The sequence below is a fragment of the Helicobacter pylori oki112 genome, from assembly GCF_000600085.1.
GTDB lineage: Bacteria > Campylobacterota > Campylobacteria > Campylobacterales > Helicobacteraceae > Helicobacter > Helicobacter pylori_CY.
Window position 1 is genome coordinate 423,148 of record NZ_CP006821.1, and the last position, 18,704, is coordinate 441,851.

Below are 18,704 nucleotides of genomic sequence, written 5' to 3' on the forward strand. Positions count from 1 at the left end.
TCTTATTTATTTCCTATTAAATTTTTTCGTAATTGTATGCGTTATAATATGAAAATTTAGCATCAATTTTTGTTTGGATAAAGGGGTTCAATGATTCAGTCTGTTCGCATTAAAAATTTTAAGACTTTTAAGGACACTCAAATTGATGGTTTTACCAAACTCAACATTATTACTGGTGGGAACAATGTGGGTAAATCCAATTTGTTAGAAGCGTTGTATTGTTTAGTGGGAAAATTCATGCACCCATGCGCTAATCTAACAGAAATTTATGACAATATACGCAAAGAGCCTTTAACAACAGAATCAAAAAACTTAATGTTTTATGGTTTAGACACTGAGAAAGAAATACAGATTGTTACAACTTTAGACAACAATCAGACCTTAGACTTGCAAATAAAATTCATAGCCAGTGAAAACCAAAAGGTAATAGAGTCGCAAATAATACCCACAGCAGAACAAACTCAAATGTCCTCTCAGCTCAATTTCACTCTTAAAAAAAATAATGAAGAAATCTATAACGATCACTTAAATATTGCTAAAGTTCCCAATTTCCCACCAATTCCTAATCAGTCAAGCTACAACAGGCAATTTAAGAATTTTGAACCCAGTCAATTGCAAAAACTTTCACCCTTTGAAAGCGCTGTCATAATACCTAGCGATGCTGCTTACAGGCAAGCTCATATGATTCAAGCGGTGAGTAAAATTTGCAGTAACAACCAATTAGAAGAAGAATTAAATAAACATCTTAATCAATTTGATAACAATATCCAATCTATTAGCTTTAATACTAACAACCAACTCAAATTAAAAGTGAAAAATATCAAAGAAAAAGTCCCACTATCTGTATTTGGTGATGGTTTGATTAAATATTTGCATATTGTAAGCGCTTTTATGGCTGATAACGCAAAAACGATTTATATTGATGAAGTGGAGAATGGCTTGCACTTTTCTCGCATGAAATTATTATTAAGGTGTGTTATTGATTTTATCAACGACAACAAAGATGGTAATTTGCAAGTGTTTATGACTACCCACAACCAAGAATTTATAGAAATCTTAGATCAAGTTATCAGAGAAAAGGATTTTGCGCATCAAACTAAGTTGTTTTGCTTAGAACAATACGATGATTTAATCGTTGCAGAGCCTTATTATGGAGAAAATTTATCTCTTTATTTCAAGAATGGTGCCAATCTTTTTGGAGGTAAAGAAAGGTTTAAGGAAAATAATTATGAGTAAAAAGACACTCATTTATACAGAAGGAAAAAGCGATAAAAATTTTCTAAGTTGGTGTCTTGATGTTTGGAAAAATGAAGATCATTTTGATCAAGCTCATTTTGATATAATCCATGTAGAAGGTAAAAATAACTTATTCTCAGATGGATTGTGTAAGGATATTAAGCGTATTTTAAATAATGAAGACCACAGGTATAAACAAGTGTGCATTATTTTTGATGCAGACATAAAAGAAGAGAACCAAGAAAGCGATGCAGGTTTTGATAACAAGCTTAAGCATATTCGTAAAGAATTCAAAGAAAAAGGGACTGATTTTCCAAAAGAACAAATTTTTTTATTCCCCAACAATCAAGATGATGGCGATTTAGAAACCCTATTATTAGAAATTGCTAAACACGATGAATTTCTTAAATGCTTTGAAGGATACTTAGAATGCATTAAAAGCAAAGAACATTATAAACCGATTAAAAACATAAGAAAAAATATGCTGTATGCCTATTTAGAAGCGCTTGGATTAGAGAATTTGACCAAGACCAATATAGATGTTTTTGATAGTAAAGGTAAAATAAAGGAAAAACACAAAGAAGAATATGAAAAACTAAAAGAAATGATTGATTTTAACTCAAATTCTCTCATTCCCCTTAAAGATTTTCTAGGGCAATTCGCAAAATAATCAAAAAACAAATTTTAAGATTTTCTAATTTAACAAAATATATTAAAATTATCAAAAAAATATTATTTTTACAAAAAGGCGTGCTGTGAAATTGTGGTTTCCTTATTTTTTAGCGATTGTGTTCTTGCATGCATTAGGCTTAGCGTTGCTCTTTATGGCCAATAACGCTTCGTTTTATGCAGCAGCGTCTATGGCTTACATGCTAGGGGCAAAGCATGCCTTTGATGCAGATCACATCGCTTGCATAGACAACACCATTAGAAAGCTCACCCAACAAGGCAAAAATGCCTATGGTGTGGGGTTTTACTTTTCTATGGGGCATTCAAGCGTGGTGATTTTAATGACCATCATCAGCGCGTTTGCGATCGCTTGGGCTAAAGAGCACACGCCGATGCTAGAAGAAATAGGGGGGGTAGTGGGGACTTTAGTTTCTGGGCTTTTTTTGCTCATTATAGGGCTATTGAATGCGATCATTCTAGTGGATTTACTAAAAATATTCAAAAAATCGCACTCTAATGAAAGCCTGAGCCAGCAACAAAATGAAGAGATCGAGCGGCTCTTAACGAGTAGGGGCTTACTCAACCGCTTTTTTAAACCCTTGTTTAATTTCATCTCCAAGTCGTGGCATATTTATCCTATCGGGTTTCTTTTTGGGCTAGGCTTTGATACCGCTAGTGAAATCGCACTTTTAGCTCTCTCTAGCAGCGCGATTAAAGTGAGTGTGGTGGGCATGCTCTCTTTACCCATTCTTTTTGCCGCTGGCATGAGTTTGTTTGACACTTTAGATGGGGCGTTCATGCTCAAGGCGTATGATTGGGCGTTCAAAACCCCTTTAAGAAAAATCTATTACAATATCTCTATCACGGCCTTAAGCGTGTTTATCGCGCTCTTTATCGGCTTGATTGAGCTTTTTCAAGTCGTTAGCGAGAAACTCCACTTAAAATTTGAAAACCGCCTTTTAAACGCCTTACAAAGCCTGGAATTTACAGACTTGGGCTATTACTTGGTGGGCTTATTTGTAATAGCGTTTTCAGGCTCATTCTTTTTATGGAAAATCAAATTTTCTAAATTAGAGGGCTAGATTTTAAGCCCTCAAGTTATCGCTCAACAAATCTTTAAGGCTTTTATTTGAAAAACTTGGCATAAAGGCTTTAGGGTTTGAAAGGCTTTCGCTCAAATAACCTAATAATTCTTTAATTTCGTTTAATTTTTCTTCCAAATAAGCTTGAAACCCACCAATATTTTCCAATAAATTCAAAGGATTAGCCACAGTCATGGAAAAAACTTCATCGTTAATAGCAATGTTGAGCTGGGTGTCAAACAAAGGGGAGGCTAAAAACTGGCAATTTTCTACAATTTCTCGCAATTCTTGTTTGATGATAGAAGCTTGCAAAGCGTCTTTATCTTCTAAACCCATGCTCTTATTGAAAAGCTTTTTGCAAGCGATTTGCAAGACTTGTAACGCTCCAACGCTCTCGTTTATATTTTTCATGTCCCTACTGAATTGGGCGATTTGTTGGGATTTTTCTATCGCATTGGTTTTAAAATCGCTTGTTTCAACATCGCCCAAATGCTTTTGAAGAGTTTTTAAAATATCCATAAAAAACCTTTTAAATAGAATTGATCATTCACAAGCATTTTTCATTCCTTTTTTATGGAAACTTCAAAAAACCCCCTTAAAAAGGTTTTTAGGTATAATTAGCGATCTTTTAGTTTCAAATAGTAGAGAGATGGGATGAAAAAAATATGGTTTTTAGTGTGGGGCTTGTGTTCTTTGGTGTTTGTGCATGCGATAGAAACGATAGAAAAAGCCCCTACAAATGTAGAGGATAGGGACAAAGCCCCCCATTTGTTGCTTTTAGCAGGGATTCAAGGCGATGAGCCTGGGGGGTTTAATGCAACTAATTTGTTTTTAATGCACTATAGCGTTTTAAAAGGCTTGGTGGAAGTGGTTCCCGTATTGAATAAGCCTTCCATGTTAAGAAATCATAGGGGCTTGTATGGGGATATGAACCGCAAATTTGCCACTTTAGACAAGAATGACCCTGAATACTCCACTATCCAGGAAATCAAATCCTTGATTGCAAAACCCAATATAGATGCTGTCTTGCATTTGCATGATGGCGGTGGGTATTATCGCCCTATTTATATTGATGCGACGCTCAATCCCAAGCGTTGGGGGAATTGCTTTATTATTGATCAAGATGAAGTTAAAGGGGCGAAATTCCCTAACTTGCTTGCTTTCGCCAACAATACGATTGAGAGCATCAACGCCCATTTATTGCACCCCATTGAGGAGTATCATTTAAAAAACACGCGCACTGTGCAAGGCGATACAGAAATGCAAAAAGCCCTAACTTTTTATGCAATCAACCAAAAAAAGAGTGCTTTTGCCAATGAAGCCAGCAAAGAACTCCCTTTAGCATCAAGGGTGTTTTACCATTTGCAAGCCATTGAGGGCTTACTCAATCAACTCAATATCCCTTTTAAGCGCGATTTTGAGCTTAACCCTAGCAGCGTGCATGCCCTAATCAACGATAAAAACTTATGGGCAAAAATCAGTTCTCTGCCTAAAATGCCCCTTTTTAACTTACGCTCTAAACTCAATCATTTCCCTTTACCTAATAACACTAAAATCCCACAAATCCCTATAGAGAGCAATGCTTACATTGTGGGGCTAGTCAAAAATAAGCAAGAAGTGTTTTTAAAATATGGTAACAAGCTCATGACACGATTATCGCCTTTTTACATAGAGTTTGATCCTTCTTTAGAAGAAGTGAAAATGCAAATTGACAATAAGGATCAAATGGTTAAAATAGGGAGCGTGGTTGAAGTGAAAGAGAGTTTTTATATTCATGGCATGGATAATATCCGCGCGAATGTGATTGGCTTTAGCGTTTCTAATGAGAGTAAGCCTAATGAAGCGGGTTATACGATTAGATTTAAAGATTTTCAAAAATGCTTTTCACTAGACAAGCAAGAAAGGATCTATCGCATAGAATTTTATAAAAACAACGCGTTTAGCGGGATGATCTTAGTGAAATTTGTGTAGGAATGGGTGAATCTTGCCAAAAGATCTCATAGCGTTTTAAGGCAACGCATGATATAACATGACAACCGCCAATAAAGGATAGTCATGCCATACATTAGAAATCTTTACTTATCATTACCTGACTTAACAAAGAGGCTATGTAAAATAAGCAACAGACTTTACATCATGCGTTCATCTCATTCTTTTTCAACAAGGGGACATCGTGTTTTAGAAAGAATGCATGAGGTAATTCAAAAGGGCATGGATAGCCTAACACAGCGATTAGACAATGACTTAAAAGATGATTGCTCTCGCGTTCTTGTCCCTATTGAATGTATAAGTGGCTTAAGCCTTGTTGACAACATGAAACCTGACGAGTTATGCATGTTGTTTATTAAAATCTTTGAACTTATTCGCTCATCATTCAAAAGCCATTTATCTCGCAGCTCTCTTTCTTTTATTGGTGGTGTAATTAGCAGCTTGAACAGGCAGATTCGTTTGTATCAAAAATGGAAATGAGAAAAGGAAAATGCGATAATTTCTTTCCCTTATGGTTATGATAAATCACCATTGAAGGGCGTGAAAAAACCCAAACAAAGCATTAAAAGACAACAACCCTTTTGAACATTGCGGTCTTTAAACTACTACCTCTATATCACACCACTTCTTGCCCCGCATCCAATAAGGCTTCCTTAATCAAATCCTGTGTCGCTGGAGCTTCAAACTCTACAACCACGCTCTTTTTTTCCACGCTCGCATCAATAAAGCTCACGCCTTCAATTTCGCCCACAAATTTTTCAATTTTATCCACGCAATGGTTGCAAGTAATGCTTGGCACTTGAAAAGTTGCTTTCATTCAATGATCCTTAATTTTAAAATTCCTTAGCCTTTGGGAGTTTAAGACCACACTCACAGAGCTTAAGCTCATCGCTAAACCCGCAATCGCCGGGCTTAACATGATATTAGCCTTATAAAGAACCCCACAAGCTAAAGGGATAAACACGCTATTATAACAAAAAGCCCAAAACAAATTTTCTTTGATATTTTTAATGGTCGCCTGGCTTAATTTAATCGCGCTATAAACCGATTTAATGTCGTTATTAAAGCTCACAATATCCGCTGCTTGCACGCTCACATCGCTCCCTTTAGCCATCACCACCGCCACATCGCTCATAGCAAGGCTAGGAGCGTCATTCAAGCCATCGCCCACCATCATAACAATCTGCCCTTTTTCCTTAAGCTCTTTGATCTTGTTGAGCTTGTCTTGTGGTTTAGCGTTGCTGATATAACCATCAATCCCTAATTCAAGCGCGCATTTTTTGACATTCTCTCTATTGTCCCCGCTTAAAAGAAAAGTGTTAATGCCTAATTTTTTGATTTGAGCGATATGCTCTTTCACGCCTTTTTTGGGCAAATCTTCTAAAACAAACGCCCCTAAAAGCTCGTCTTCTTTTTCACTGATCACTCTACCCACAAACACTAAAATCCCGTTTTCTTGAATTTCTAGTGCGTTAATAGGGTTAAAAAATTCGCTATTACCGACTTTGATAACCTCTTTAGCGCCTTGATAATCTGTTTTAGCGCTGATGCCAAAACCCGTTTTCACTTTAACTTCACTCATTTCTTTTAAGGGAGCGTTATGCTCTTTGGCGTATTCTACAATCCCTTTAGCAATGACATGTTCGCTGCTCTTTTCAATACTGCCCGCTAAACTCAATAACTCTAATAATTCTATGTTAGAATGAACGCTTTTAACGACAGGCTTGCCGTTAGTGAGCGTGCCGGTTTTATCAAAAACGATCGTATTGACTAGCCTTGCTTTTTCTAAACTTTTAGCGTCTTTAAAAAATAAACCTAAAGAACTCGCTTTTTGGTTCGCTACTAAAATACTCATAGGTGTAGCCAATCCTAAAGCGCAAGGGCAAGAAATCACTAAAACCGATACAAACACTTCTAAAGCGATTCCAAAATTCCACCAAAAATCGGGTTTAGGCGCGATGATGAGCCACACCACAAACGCTAAAATAGCGATAGCGATCACGCTTGGCACAAACACGCTTGAAACCTTATCCGCTAAGCGAGAAATCTCTGCCTTTGAGCTTTGAGCGTTATGGATCATTTCTACAATTTGAGACAAGGTGCTGTTTTTGTTATCTTGCGTGGCTTTCATTAAAAAACTCGTGTGGCTATTGAATGTCCCTGAAAAGACTTTATCGCCGACTTTTTTATAAACCGGCAACGCTTCGCCGCTTAACATGCTCTCATCTAATTCCCCTTCGCCCTCTATGATTTCGCCATCCACCGCAATCGCACTTCCAGGGAGAACCTTTAGAATATCCCCCACCACAATGCTATCCACTAAAACTTCAATCTGTTGGTTATTGTGCATTTTAAGGGCGGTTTTTGGGGCGTTTTTCATCAAGGCCTGCATAGCGTCTAAAGCTTTGTCTTTAGAAACATTTTCAATGCGTTTGCCTACCATTACAAACATTAAAATCACGCACACGCTTTCAAAATAATAATGCCCATAAGACCACTGGCTTGTATAAACGAAATACAATTGCCACAAGCTTGAGATTAAGGCAGCGCTTGTGCCTATGGCGATAAGGCTACTCATGTTGGGTTGTCTGTGCCATAAGGCTTTAAACCCTTGAATGTAAAAATCCCTCCCTAAATGCATGACAATGAGCGTGCCTATAAGCTGTAAGCATGCGTTTAAAAAATTACTATGGTTGTTAATCGTAAGCAAGCTTTCAGGTAAAAGGCTAGGACTAAGCATCGCCCCCATAGAAAGATACACCACAAAAAGCGTGAAAATAACCGCCAACGCTAATTTAACATTAGGGCTAAAAAATTCTTTTTTTTCTTTCGCCAAAGTTTTTTTAGGGCTATAGCCCAGTTTTTCAATGAGTTTAAAAATTTCGTCTAAATTGGTTTCATTTTCGTTAAATTCAATGTTAGCACTCTTATTTAAAAGGCTCACTTCTATTTTTTTTACAAAACTTTTACGCCCTAAAGAGCGTTCAATCCCGCTAGAACACGCCGTGCAAGTCATTCCCTCTATGTAAAAAGATTCTTTCATGCGCTCTTATTTTTATTAAAAATAATTTTTACCATTAAAAAGAGCCACCGAATGATGCCATAAATCAAATACAGCCCCATAAACACGCTTAAAGCCTCTAAAGGGCGCACAAACACTAACGATAAAAAAATCAACACTAAGATGAAAAGCTTGAGATTCCATTTGACTTTTTTAAAATTAGGGTAGCGGATATTGCTCACCATAAGCACCCCCAATAAAACAATAAAGCTTAAAAATAACTTTTCGGTATTGCCTTCTAAAAAATGGTATTTGTTATCCAATAACACACAAAGCACCACCAATACCGCTGCCGCAGGAATGGGGATACCGATAAAAGAATAGGGGTCGCTTGTGTTGGTGCTGATATTGAATCGCGCTAATCGTATCGCTCCAAAAATCACAAACAACGCACTCACCGCCATGCCTATGCGCCCAAAGTTATACCCCACATAAAAGTAAGCGATTAAGCTTGGGGCTACTCCAAAAGCGATTACATCAGCCAGTGAGTCAAATTCTATACCAAACTTGCTGGTGGTGTTGGTAAGCCTTGCGACACGCCCATCAAGCCCGTCTAAAATAAGGCTCGCTACCACTAACCAACACGCCATGACAAATTGGTAACTGGAAGCGTAAAAAATACTCATCATGCCTAAAAAAATACTGCTAGCGGTAAAAAGATTGGGGAAAAGATAGAGAGGGTTAATAGGCATTAGAGATTCTTTGTAACTTGGCTTTTAGAATAGGAATAAAAACGATTTTAAAATCAATTATGGGAATAAAAATTTTACAAGCGTTAAAAAACTCACAAGAAAAGAGCGTCAGAGCAAACGCTTTATAACGCTGTTGATAAGTGCGGGTTTTTAGAAAACAAAATCTAAAAAAAAGCTTTAAACAAACAGAATGTTTATCATAAGGCTTTAAACCCTTATCAAAAATCTGTTTGCAATCTCGCACTTTTAACTCGCTTGCTCTTCTAAAGGGATCAAACGGCTTTCTAAATTATTGGCGGCCTCGTATTCGCTGATGATTTCACGCACCCTTTCGCCTGTAATGACTTCTTTGTCAAACAACTCCTTGACCATGATTTCAATCGCTTCTCTGTAGTCGCTTAAGGTTTGTTTGACATGCTTATAGCGCTCTTCTAACAGGTTTTTAATGAAAAGATCCATTTCTTCTGCGGTCTTTTCGCTAAATTCCCTACTGCTTCCATAACCACCTCCCAAAAAGGCGTTCCGCTGTTTTTCTAACACCATAAGCCCACTGACACTGCTCATGCCGTAGTAACTCACCATGCCTTTAATAATATCAGTCGCTCTTTCTAAATCGTTGCTCGCACCGGTAGAAATTTCTTCCAAAAAGACATCTTCAGCCGCTCTCCCGCCTAAAAGCACATCAATTTCAGCGATGAGTTCGTGTTTTTGCATCAAGTATTTGTTTTCTTCAGGCGTGTTAAGGGTGTAGCCTAAAGCCGCCATGCCCCTTGGAATGATAGAGACTTTATTCACCCTAGCACTCCCTTTAGTCATTTCAGAAATCACGGCATGCCCGCTTTCATGGTAGGCGACGATTTTCTTTTCCTTAGGACTGATGCGCCTGCTTTTCTTTTCTAGCCCTGCAATCCCTCTTTCAACCGCTTCTTTTAAATGCTGTTGCCTGACTTCTTTTTGGTTGTTTCTTCCTGCTAAAAGTGCGGCTTCATTGATGATATTCGCTAAATCCGCTCCTGCAAGCCCTGCGGTGAGTTTGGCGACTTCTTGCAAATTCACATCATTAGCGAGTTTCACGCCTTTAATATGCACTTTTAAGATTTCTACCCTGCCATTAAAATCAGGCTTATCCACTAAAACCTGCCTGTCAAAACGCCCTGGACGCATTAACGCCGGATCCAAGATTTCAGGGCGGTTCGTTGCAGCTAAGACAATCACAGGCGCGTTTTCGCTCCCAAAGCCATCCATTTCGGCTAAGAGCTGGTTTAAGGTTTGCTCTCTTTCATCGTTCCCGCTCACCACGCCTCCAGCCGCTCGGCTTTTACCTATGGCATCAATTTCATCAATAAAAATGATGCTAGGGGCTTGTTTTTTAGCGGTTTCAAATAAATCCCTAACCCTGCTTGCCCCTAAGCCCACAAACATTTCAATAAAACTGCTCCCTCCCATAGAGAAAAACGGCACATGCGCTTCGCCGGCTACCGCTTTGGCTAAAAGGGTTTTACCGGTTCCTGGAGGCCCTACTAATAACACGCCTTTAGGGATTTTAGCCCCTAAATTGGCGTATCGTTCAGGGTATTTTAAGAAATCTACGATTTCTACCACTTCTTCTTTGGCTTCTTCATTGCCTGCCATGTCATTAAAACGCACATTGGGTTTTTCAGCGTTAATGAGTTTTTTCGCGCTCCCCATGCCAAAAATACCCCCACCCATATTTTTTTGCATGCGGTTTGCCATAAACATCCATAGCCCTAAAATCACTAAAATAGGCATGAGCCACCCCAACATGTCCGTAAAAAAGTTAGACTCGCTAAAACCAGAATAATTGATTTTTTTCTCGTCTAACAAAGGCACTAAGGTCAAATCAGGCACTCGTTTAGCGATATAGATCACACGATTGTTGCCCTCTTTATGGCTGGCTTTGATCAAAGTTTGACCGATACTCACATTTTCCACTTCATTATTGCTGATGAGCTGTTTGATTTCATGGTAGCTCACATTTTTAGTGCTAGAAGCTAAGAAATTGTCCGAAAAACTGCCATCAGAATTGAAAGAGCGCAGAAAAAAAATGAGTAAAATCCCTCCAAGAACCGCAAGGATAATGGGACTTTGAAAAAAAGGTTTTTTAGGTTCGTTCGTTGGTTTCATTATAATCCTTAATTTATTGGTTGTTTTTTAAGCAATTTTAGAGCGACCCATTCGTTACGCTGTCGCTGTTCTAAAACCTCAAATCCATTATAATAGATCTGTAAAACAGAGTTTAAATGGGTTTCTAAAATCCCTGATAAAATAAGAGTGTGGTTACAAAGCCGCACAAATTCACTATACAAACTCTTAATCACATCAGCGACAAGGTTCGCCACAATAATATCAAAACGCCCTTCAATTTTTTGCGTAGAGCCATAAACGACCTTATCTTGCGCTAATAGGGGTATTTGATTCAAGCTAAAATTTTTTAGGGTTTCTTCAACGGCTAAACTATCCGTATCGCAAGCTACTAAAGCGCTAACGCCTTGTTTTTTTAAGGCTATGCTTAAAATCCCGCTCCCACAGCCCACATCTAAAGCGTTTTTGCGTTTTAAATCAAGGTCAGAGAGCAGTTCCAAACACATAGAAGTGCTTTCATGATGGCCTGATCCAAAGGCCAAAGCCGGATCAATCATTATGCAATCATTTGTAACAACATGGCTTGGCTTTTGATGCCAGCTAGGGTGTATGTAAAATTTGGCGCATTGCACCGGCAAAATAGCTTGTTTGTAGGCTTCTAGCCAGTCTTTTGAAGCCAGATTGCGTGAAAGACAGAAAAAATCAAACTCACTTTGCAAGTTTTGTTTTAAATTCAAACAAAACGCTTCTAATGCTAGAATGAGCGAGTGATTCAAATTCTCTTCAGAGCGTAAAATAACGAAATTTTTGAGATGCGGAGGTTTTTCTTTTAAATGTTCTTTTAAAAGATCATGAGTGGTGAAATAATGCCAACTGGATCGGCTTATAAATTCAATGGTTTCTTTATCGTCAAACGCTTTTAAATTCTCTAAGCTAGATTCTTCTAAGGCTAGGTGCGTAGTGTCTAAAAGAAAGCCCTCAAAAAGCTCTCGCTCCTTAGGGAAGATAAAGAAAAACTCATAATACATTGGCTTTAACACTCAATCGTTTGTCCCTAAAACAACCTCTAATTTTTCCTTCAAAACTTGGGGGGTAAAAGGTTTCACAATGTAGTTATTCACGCCCGCTTTCAAAGCCGTAATGACTTCAGCCTTACCGCCTTCTGTGGTGATCATAATAATAGGGATCTCTTTAAAACGGCTATCGGAGCGTACCTTTTTAACGAGATCCAAGCCGTTCATTTCAGGCATGTTCCAATCTGTGATAAGCACCTTAGTGTCCGCATTAGCGTCTAGTTTCTCCCAAGCTTCCACCCCATGCTCAGCTTCTAAAACATCTTCATAGCCTAAGCGTGAAAGTGTGTTTTTAATAATTCTCCTCATAGTTGAGCTATCATCTACTACCAGTAGTTTCAAAGTGCTTCTCCTTTTAAGATTGCATTTAAATTAGGCTCTTTTTAAACAGCCAAAGCGTCTCTAACGCTTTATAATAATAAATCGTTCCAAATAATAGCATGTTTTGATTAAAATTACCTTGACCAACAATAATCATTGGCTAAATGGAGCGTTTAATGAGCGTTCTTGTTTGTAAAAAAATTCAGTTTGTTTGCTATCATAATCGTTTAAAAGTAATAAAATAACTTTTGAGTGCGATAAAGGGTCATTGGATGGTTTGAAAAAAGAAAGACAAGGATTTTACAAGTAAGTGTATTATTTAAGAATTTTAATACTGGGTATAAGTTTTTTAAATATTTTAAATGCTGAAAATTTGAGTTACATGTCTTCTTCTTATCAAATAGGCACGGTGTTTATGCGCCCTTTAAACACCAATAAGCTTTTACAAGGGGCTTCAATCCTTCAAGGCTATGAAGTGAATCCTAAAAACGATTGGGCTTATTCTAGGTATTATTTCTTTATAGATTATGGCAATGTGCTTTTTAATAATGACTCTACTTTGCAAGCGAACATGTTCACTTATGGGGTGGGAGGGGATTTTATGGTCGCCTACGCTAAAAACCCTATCAACCGCTGGGCTTTTTTCTTTGGCTTGCAACTGGCCGCCAACACATGGATACTCAACAATAAAGTCAAAGATTTGGTGGTGAATACTTGGGATTCATTAAAAGATTTCAATTTTCACAACACTTATTTCAGGGCTATTGGGAAATTTGGGGTGCAGTTTCGCACGATCGTTTTGTATCATAAGGTGGATGTAGAAATTGGCATGAAAATCTTTCTAACCCCTGAAAGACGCAGTTTGTTTGAAAGGAGCTTTTTGTTTTTTATTTCGCATTCGTGGCATTTTTAAATGGCGGAGAGAGAGGGATTCGAACCCTCGAAGGCTTGCACCTTACACGCGTTCCAGGCGTGCTCCTTCAACCACTCGGACATCTCCCCTTAAAAGGGGACTATTATAACTAAGATTTGTTTAAAAAGGGCTTATTTTAAAAGGAGTGAGTCTTTAGAAATCACGCCATCAATCTGACTTTTAGCGCAAATTTCCCACGACTCTGTATCGTTTAAATCCATAAAAAACAAGATTTTGCTATCTAATAAGTAATTCGTGGCGTGTTGTTGGGCGAGTATCGCTTGTTTAATATCCTTAAAAATACAATAGAGCGGTTTGAAAGCGTTGAATAAAAAAAAGGCGTCCGTTTCTATCTTGTGCGATAAAAAGATCACGCTAAAATTGACGCTATTTTCACAGCAATACTTAGCTAATTCCAAATTTTTTGGGTGCGCTTCAAAACACACTATATCGTTATTGGTGCTGGAATGAATGCCATCGGTGTTTTTAATGAAAATAAAACGATCGCTAGGGATTAAAGGGTGTCCTAAAATAAGCATATTTACCTCTTATCCTTCAAACAGGTTTCACTGCAATAGGCTACCGCTCCGCTGTAAATAGCGTCTTTGCTAGAGACATAGGTTTGGCATTTAGAGCATACAATCATGTGATCTTCTAATTCTTTGGGGGTTTGTTGCGCATAAGAGTGGTTGTCTTTGGGGTCGTCTTTGTGGGGTTTTTGTCTCAAAAACAAACGCCATAAAACCCACACGATAATGAGTAAGGGGATTAAAATTCTTAACATAAACTTTCCTTTGATTTGTAAAAATAAACTCGTTTTTGATGCATAAAGCATTCAGTGTCTTTACAAGCGATTTCATCTTTTAACTGCTCGCCTTTATAGAATAAAAAATACCCCTTATCTTTTAGGAAGCGTTGGCTTTTTTCTATCAAAAAAGAAGAGCTAGCGACCGCTCTAGAAGTGATTAAATCCACTTGTAAAAGATTTTGATAATCTTCTAAACGCTTTTTAATGATTTCAATGTTTTTTAAAGGCAAAACGCTTTTAAGGTAATTTAAAAAAGCCGCTCTTTTTATTCTTGGCTCTAAAAGAATGAATTTTGTTTCCGGTTTTTCAAGGGCTAAAGGGATAGCAGGAAGACCCGCCCCGCTCCCAATATCCAAGCAGCTTTTAAAATCTTTGACAAATTCTAAAGGTTTTAGAGCGTCTGTGATCTGGGGTTCTAATTCGTTTAAATTTTTTGTGCCACTCAAGTTGTGCGTTTGATTCCATTCTAAAAGGATGCGCGCATAGTCTTGCAATAAGGGGTTCATAAAATCAGCATCCCATCGCCATAAGAATAAAAACGATACTTCTTTTCTATGGCTATTTTGTAGATCTCTTTGGTTTTTTCTAAGCCTATCATCGTGCTTACAAGCATTAAAAGGCTTGATTTGGGCAAATGGAAATTAGTGAGCAAATAATTAACATGCAAAATAGGATTAGCAAGATGCAAGAATATATCGCATTCAAACGATTCTTGATTAGGGTTTTTTAAGCGTTTGAAATATTCCACGCTCCTTAAAGCGGTCGTGCCGATGCATAAAACCTCTTGGGATTCTCGCAAAATTTCTTGGCTCTTTTTAGGAATGCGTAAAACTTCTGTATGGATTTGATGCTCTCTAATGTCCTTAGTTTCTACGCCAAGAAAAGTCCCGGCCCCCACATGCAAGGTTAAAAAAGCGTGCTTGAAATCTTTCAATAATTTTTCTAAGGTATTTTGAGAAAAATGCAATGACGCCGTAGGGGCAGCCACCGCACCGATGTGTTTAGCGAACACGCTCTGGTATTCATGCGCATCCAAACTTTCATCGGCTCTTTTAATATAAGGGGGTAAGGGCATATGCCCGTATTGCTCTAAAAGCTTTAAGATATTTTCTTGATTTAAAGGAGTTTTATGGTCATAAAAAGCGATCAAGCGTTGGCCGTTATGGAGTAATTCCAAAACTTCAGCGTAATAATTTTCATCAAAAAAGATTTTATCCCCCACTTTGATCTTGCCCTTGATTTGAGTTAAAGCGGTATTATTTTTAAAAAAGCGGTGGAAAAACACTTCGGTCGTTTTTGATGGCAAAAAGGCATGCTTAGATCCAAAAAGCCTAGCCTTAATCACTTTAGTGTCATTCAACACAATAAGGGCGTTTTTAGGGAAAAAATCTAAAACATGCTCAAAAGTGGTGTGCGTGATTGTTTGCGAACGCCTTTCATAGACGAGCAATTTAGCCTTTTCTTTGGGCAAAATGGGGTAGTTTGCGATCAATTCCTTAGGCAAATCATAATCATAGCTTTCTAAATCAAATTCTTTCAACTACGACTCGCTCTTTGTATTCTCTTTGGCATTATTTTTGCTATCTTCTTCGTTGTCTTTGGGAGCCGGATTGACCATTTTGGCGATTAAAATAGAAAGCCCATAAAGCCCCACTAAGGGTAACGCCATAAAGATTTGACTCACCACATCAGGAGGAGTGATAATCGCTGCTACAATAAAAATCACTACAATAGCGTATTTGAAATACGCTTTCAAACTCGCATCAGTAATCAAGCCCACTTTAGCTAAAAAATACGCCAAAACAGGCAATTCAAACGCCACGCCAAAGCCTAAAATCAAGCGTGTGAAAAAGCTCACGTAACTGGACGCAGAAATATTGGCCGCAAAGACATCGCTCCCAAAAGTGGCCAAGTATTCAATAATGAAAGGGAACACCACATAATAAGAAAACGCCGCCCCCATTAAAAACATGCCGCTCCCAAAAAACACAAAAGGCAAAATCACTTTTTTTTCATTCTTATAAAGCCCTGGAGCGATAAAGAGCCACAATTGCCAAAAAATAATGGGCATGGAAATGACGATAGCGGCTGAAAAACTGATTTTAACCGCTACCATAACCCCTTCAATAGGGGAGAGCTGAATGAGCGTGCCTTTATAAGAATTTTTAACAAATTCAAAAATATTTTTCCAAAAATGAAAGCATCCCAAAAACGCCACTAAAATCGTTCCTACAGAAACCATCAAACGCTTTCTTAATTCCTGTAAATGCGGTTTTAAATCTTCAAACATGCTCTTTTTCTTTGTCGTGTTCTTTAGCGTTGTTATCGGTTGCTAATTGGACCTCTTTAGGAGATTCATCGCTTGAAACTTCTTTATTTAAGGCTTCTTCATTGGAAACTTCTTCATTTAAATGGTTAGGGGGTGCGTTGTTTTCTAGGCTTTTTTGGTAATCTTGCATCAAATCCTGAATGCTTTTAATCTCATTTTCTGCAGTTATTTTAGCGTCTTCTAATTCTTCAATCTTAACGCCCTTAAGACTCTCCACTTTGTTTTCAAAGAGTTTTTGATACTCTAGGGTTTCTTTTTTGATTTCTTCAATATTGATTTCTTTATCTAAAGTGTCCTTAGCGTCATTGAGCGTTTTTTTAACCGCACGAAAAAACTTCACCATATCCACGACAGCCTGGGGGAATTTTTCTGGCCCTAAAAAAATAATCGCTACAACCAACACCACAAGGATTTCAAAAAAGCCCATGCCAAACATAATAATCTACTTTTACACCCTTAAAATTTTATCGTTATTGTAGTGTAATTTTCTTTCTAAACAAGATTAAAATAAAGTTTGAGACTTTAAAGTGGGGATTTTTAAAAGCGCATGGGTTTTAGGCGTGGCGATTCTGCCTTTAGCGGTGCGCTCTAAATACCCATTAGCGAGTAAAAAAGGCTCAATCACGTCTTCAATCGTGCCTTCATCTTCTCTCATAGACGCTGCAATCGTGTTCAAACCCACCGGCTTTCCTTGAGCGTTAGCCAACAAAGATAAATACGCCAAATCCGCTTCATCAAAGCCCAATTCATTCACGCCTAATTCATTCAAAGCATGCAAAGTGATGTTTAAATCCATCAAGCTTGAATTTTTGACTAGCGCAAAATCGCGCACCCTTTTCAAAAGCCTTAAAGCGATCCTTGGCGTGCCTCTGCTCCTTTTAGCGATTTCATCAGCGCTTTCTTCTTTGATGTCTTGGTTGAGTTTAATGGCGGCTTTTTTGATGATGAGAGCTAGTTCGCTAGGGCTATAAAATTGCATTCTAAAACTCATGCCAAATCTGTCTCTTAAGGGGTTAGAGAGCATTCCGGCTCTAGTGGTAGCGCCGATGAGGGTGAAAGGGGGTAAATCAATTTTAATGGTTTGAGCGGCTGGGCCTGAGCCTATGATAATATCCAGCCTGAAATCTTCCATAGCCGGGTATAAAACCTCTTCAATCGCCGGGCTAAGCCGGTGGATTTCATCAATAAAAAGAATGTCTTTAGCTTGCAAATTCGTCAAAATGGCGGCTAAATCACCGCTTTTTTCTATCATGGGAGCGGCGGTGATTTTGATATTGGTTTCCATTTCTTTAGCGATGATATGGCTGATTGAAGTTTTACCCAAACCGGGCGGGCCAAAAAAGAGCATGTGATCCAAACTTTCTTGGCGTTTTTTAGCCGCGCAAATAGAAATTTGCAAGTTGCTTTTAATCTTTTCTTGACCGATAAAATCTTCCCAAAGACTAGGGCGCAAACTCACTTCTTGAGAAGTTTCAAAATCCAAAGTTTCTAAATTGACTATCCGTTCTTTCATTTAATGATAACTTTCTAGCTCGTTAGGGAAGTTTCCCTTTTTCACATCATCAGCGTATTGCTTGATAGCGTTTTGAACCAATTCTTTCCCTTTAAGGTATTCTCGCACGAATTTAGGCTTAAAGCTATCAAAAAAGCCTAACATATCGCTCCACACTAAAATCTGCCCGTCGCAATCTTTACCGCTCCCTATGCCGATCGTGGGGATTTTGATTGTTTGCATGATTTTTTGAGCGATAGGGGTGGTTATACCCTCTAAAACCAACAAACCCGCCCCGGCTTCTTCTAAACTCAAAGCGTCTTCTAAAAGCTTTTTTTGTTGCTCTTCGTTTTTGCCTTTAATCTTATAACCTCCATCAAGACGCACGAATTGGGGCATCAAGCCAATATGCCCTACCACAATAACGCCCTCATCAGTGAGCGTTTTAACCAATTTCGCTTTTTCTTTCCCCCCCTCTAGTTTGATCGCGCTCGCTTGGGTTTCTTTATAAACTCTAATGGCGTTTTTTAGGGCTGTTTTTTCATCTTTATAGCTTCCAAAGGGCATGTCTGTGATGATAAAAGGAGTCTTAGCGCCCGCGCACACGGCTTTGGTGTGATAGAGCATCATTTCCACACTCGCGCTTAAAGTGTCGTTTTGATTGAAAAAACTCATATTCAAACTATCGCCCACTAAAATCACATCCACTAGCGGATCAAATATTTGAGCGAACAGCGCGTCATAAGCGGTAATGGCGATGATTTTTTCTTGATTTTTTTTAGCTTGGAGGTGGTTGAGAGTGATTTTTTTAATTGGGGCGGTTTGCATGCTCATTAAAAATCCTAAGTGTTAAATATAGTGGCATTGTAGCATGACTTTATTGGGGTGGGTAAAAATTTTACTCCATTTTAACCGGTCATTTTAATTATTTTAGTA

Annotated in this window: 21 protein-coding genes, 1 tRNA gene and 1 pseudogene; 6 read left to right on the forward strand and 17 right to left on the reverse strand. The window is 38.2% G+C overall.

Annotated features, from left to right (window positions below; all coding sequences use genetic code 11):
* The first annotated feature begins 90 nt into the window (after positions 1-90).
* The 3 genes and pseudogenes from HPOKI112_RS02040 (at position 91) to HPOKI112_RS02050 (ending at position 2,987) form a co-directional block, all read left to right on the forward strand.
* Entirely contained in the window at positions 91-1,236 is a 1,146-nt protein-coding gene (locus tag HPOKI112_RS02040; protein ID WP_025309672.1) for an AAA family ATPase, read from the forward strand.
* Positions 1,229-1,934 (forward strand): annotated as a pseudogene (locus tag HPOKI112_RS02045) (DUF3226 domain-containing protein). The gene HPOKI112_RS02040 and the pseudogene HPOKI112_RS02045 overlap by 8 nt, the downstream one beginning before the upstream one ends.
* 57 nt (positions 1,935-1,991) lie before the next feature.
* Positions 1,992-2,987, forward strand: coding sequence for a HoxN/HupN/NixA family nickel/cobalt transporter (locus tag HPOKI112_RS02050; protein ID WP_025276732.1), 996 nt, complete (start codon positions 1,992-1,994; stop codon positions 2,985-2,987).
* A gap of 3 nt (positions 2,988-2,990) precedes the next feature.
* Here the strand turns inward: HPOKI112_RS02050 and HPOKI112_RS02055 are convergent, their stop codons facing one another.
* Complete coding sequence (locus HPOKI112_RS02055) at positions 2,991-3,506, reverse strand: flagellar FLiS export co-chaperone (RefSeq protein WP_025275719.1); 516 nt, start codon at positions 3,504-3,506, stop codon at positions 2,991-2,993.
* A gap of 135 nt (positions 3,507-3,641) precedes the next feature.
* Between HPOKI112_RS02055 and csd4 the strand changes: the two genes are divergently transcribed.
* Positions 3,642-4,958, forward strand: coding sequence for a DL-carboxypeptidase Csd4 (gene csd4 / locus HPOKI112_RS02060; RefSeq protein ID WP_025275720.1), 1,317 nt, complete (start codon positions 3,642-3,644; stop codon positions 4,956-4,958).
* A gap of 216 nt (positions 4,959-5,174) precedes the next feature.
* A complete protein-coding gene (locus HPOKI112_RS02065; RefSeq protein WP_025275721.1) occupies positions 5,175-5,456 on the forward strand; it encodes a hypothetical protein in 282 nt (93 codons plus the stop codon).
* Between the two features lie 136 nt (positions 5,457-5,592).
* On the opposite strand, the gene copP is transcribed toward HPOKI112_RS02065, so the two are convergent.
* The 7 genes from copP to HPOKI112_RS02100 are packed head-to-tail and all read right to left on the reverse strand — an operon-like array spanning position 5,593 to position 12,247.
* Positions 5,593-5,793, reverse strand: coding sequence for a copper-binding metallochaperone CopP (gene copP, locus HPOKI112_RS02070; RefSeq protein ID WP_025275722.1), 201 nt, complete (start codon positions 5,791-5,793; stop codon positions 5,593-5,595).
* Positions 5,794-8,019, reverse strand: coding sequence for a copper-translocating P-type ATPase CopA (gene copA, locus HPOKI112_RS02075; RefSeq protein ID WP_025275723.1), 2,226 nt, complete (start codon positions 8,017-8,019; stop codon positions 5,794-5,796).
* Complete coding sequence (pssA, locus tag HPOKI112_RS02080) at positions 8,016-8,729, reverse strand: CDP-diacylglycerol--serine O-phosphatidyltransferase (RefSeq protein ID WP_001122183.1); 714 nt, start codon at positions 8,727-8,729, stop codon at positions 8,016-8,018. The genes copA and pssA overlap by 4 nt, the downstream gene beginning before the upstream one ends.
* The gene (locus tag HPOKI112_RS02085) at positions 8,719-8,973 is read right to left on the reverse strand and encodes a hypothetical protein (protein ID WP_025275724.1); all 255 of its coding nucleotides are present in this window, start codon (positions 8,971-8,973) and stop codon (positions 8,719-8,721) included. The genes pssA and HPOKI112_RS02085 overlap by 11 nt, the downstream gene beginning before the upstream one ends.
* 2 nt (positions 8,974-8,975) lie before the next feature.
* On the reverse strand, positions 8,976-10,874 hold the full coding sequence (gene ftsH / locus HPOKI112_RS02090) for an ATP-dependent zinc metalloprotease FtsH (protein ID WP_000805279.1): 1,899 nt from the start codon (positions 10,872-10,874) through the stop codon (positions 8,976-8,978).
* An 8-nt stretch (positions 10,875-10,882) separates the two neighbouring features.
* The gene (prmA, locus tag HPOKI112_RS02095) at positions 10,883-11,860 is read right to left on the reverse strand and encodes a 50S ribosomal protein L11 methyltransferase (RefSeq protein WP_025222594.1); all 978 of its coding nucleotides are present in this window, start codon (positions 11,858-11,860) and stop codon (positions 10,883-10,885) included.
* Positions 11,861-11,872: 12 nt separating this feature from the next.
* Positions 11,873-12,247 (reverse strand): chemotaxis response regulator CheY, encoded by a 375-nt coding sequence (locus HPOKI112_RS02100; RefSeq protein ID WP_000772151.1) that lies wholly within the window; start codon positions 12,245-12,247, stop codon positions 11,873-11,875.
* 289 nt (positions 12,248-12,536) lie between these two features.
* Between HPOKI112_RS02100 and HPOKI112_RS02105 the strand changes: the two genes are divergently transcribed.
* Positions 12,537-13,139: an outer membrane protein gene (locus tag HPOKI112_RS02105; protein WP_000291620.1), complete on the forward strand. Its 603-nt coding sequence runs from the start codon at positions 12,537-12,539 to the stop codon at positions 13,137-13,139.
* Between the two features lies 1 nt (position 13,140).
* On the opposite strand, the gene HPOKI112_RS02110 is transcribed toward HPOKI112_RS02105, so the two are convergent.
* From HPOKI112_RS02110 to panB, 9 genes are all read right to left on the reverse strand, one after another.
* A tRNA-Ser gene (locus HPOKI112_RS02110) sits at positions 13,141-13,228 on the reverse strand.
* A 42-nt stretch (positions 13,229-13,270) separates the two neighbouring features.
* Entirely contained in the window at positions 13,271-13,678 is a 408-nt protein-coding gene (locus HPOKI112_RS02115) for a hypothetical protein (RefSeq protein ID WP_025309673.1), read from the reverse strand.
* Positions 13,679-13,680: 2 nt separating this feature from the next.
* Positions 13,681-13,923 carry a PP0621 family protein gene (locus tag HPOKI112_RS02120; RefSeq protein WP_000944405.1) on the reverse strand — a complete coding sequence of 81 codons (243 nt, stop codon included), beginning with the start codon at positions 13,921-13,923 and terminating at the stop codon, positions 13,681-13,683.
* Positions 13,917-14,453 carry a 16S rRNA (guanine(527)-N(7))-methyltransferase RsmG gene (rsmG, locus tag HPOKI112_RS02125; protein ID WP_025309674.1) on the reverse strand — a complete coding sequence of 179 codons (537 nt, stop codon included), beginning with the start codon at positions 14,451-14,453 and terminating at the stop codon, positions 13,917-13,919. Before rsmG ends, HPOKI112_RS02120 begins: the two co-directional genes overlap by 7 nt.
* On the reverse strand, positions 14,450-15,487 hold the full coding sequence (gene queA / locus HPOKI112_RS02130; protein ID WP_025275726.1) for a tRNA preQ1(34) S-adenosylmethionine ribosyltransferase-isomerase QueA: 1,038 nt from the start codon (positions 15,485-15,487) through the stop codon (positions 14,450-14,452). The genes rsmG and queA overlap by 4 nt, the downstream gene beginning before the upstream one ends.
* Positions 15,488-16,237, reverse strand: coding sequence for a twin-arginine translocase subunit TatC (gene tatC, locus HPOKI112_RS02135; RefSeq protein ID WP_025275727.1), 750 nt, complete (start codon positions 16,235-16,237; stop codon positions 15,488-15,490).
* Positions 16,230-16,712 (reverse strand): Sec-independent protein translocase protein TatB, encoded by a 483-nt coding sequence (gene tatB / locus HPOKI112_RS02140; protein ID WP_025275728.1) that lies wholly within the window; start codon positions 16,710-16,712, stop codon positions 16,230-16,232. The genes tatC and tatB overlap by 8 nt, the downstream gene beginning before the upstream one ends.
* 66 nt (positions 16,713-16,778) lie before the next feature.
* Positions 16,779-17,789, reverse strand: coding sequence for a Holliday junction branch migration DNA helicase RuvB (gene ruvB / locus HPOKI112_RS08205; RefSeq protein ID WP_000664528.1), 1,011 nt, complete (start codon positions 17,787-17,789; stop codon positions 16,779-16,781).
* A complete protein-coding gene (panB, locus tag HPOKI112_RS08210) occupies positions 17,790-18,602 on the reverse strand; it encodes a 3-methyl-2-oxobutanoate hydroxymethyltransferase (RefSeq protein WP_025309675.1) in 813 nt (270 codons plus the stop codon). It lies immediately after the preceding gene.
* Between the last annotated feature and the right edge of the window lie 102 nt (positions 18,603-18,704).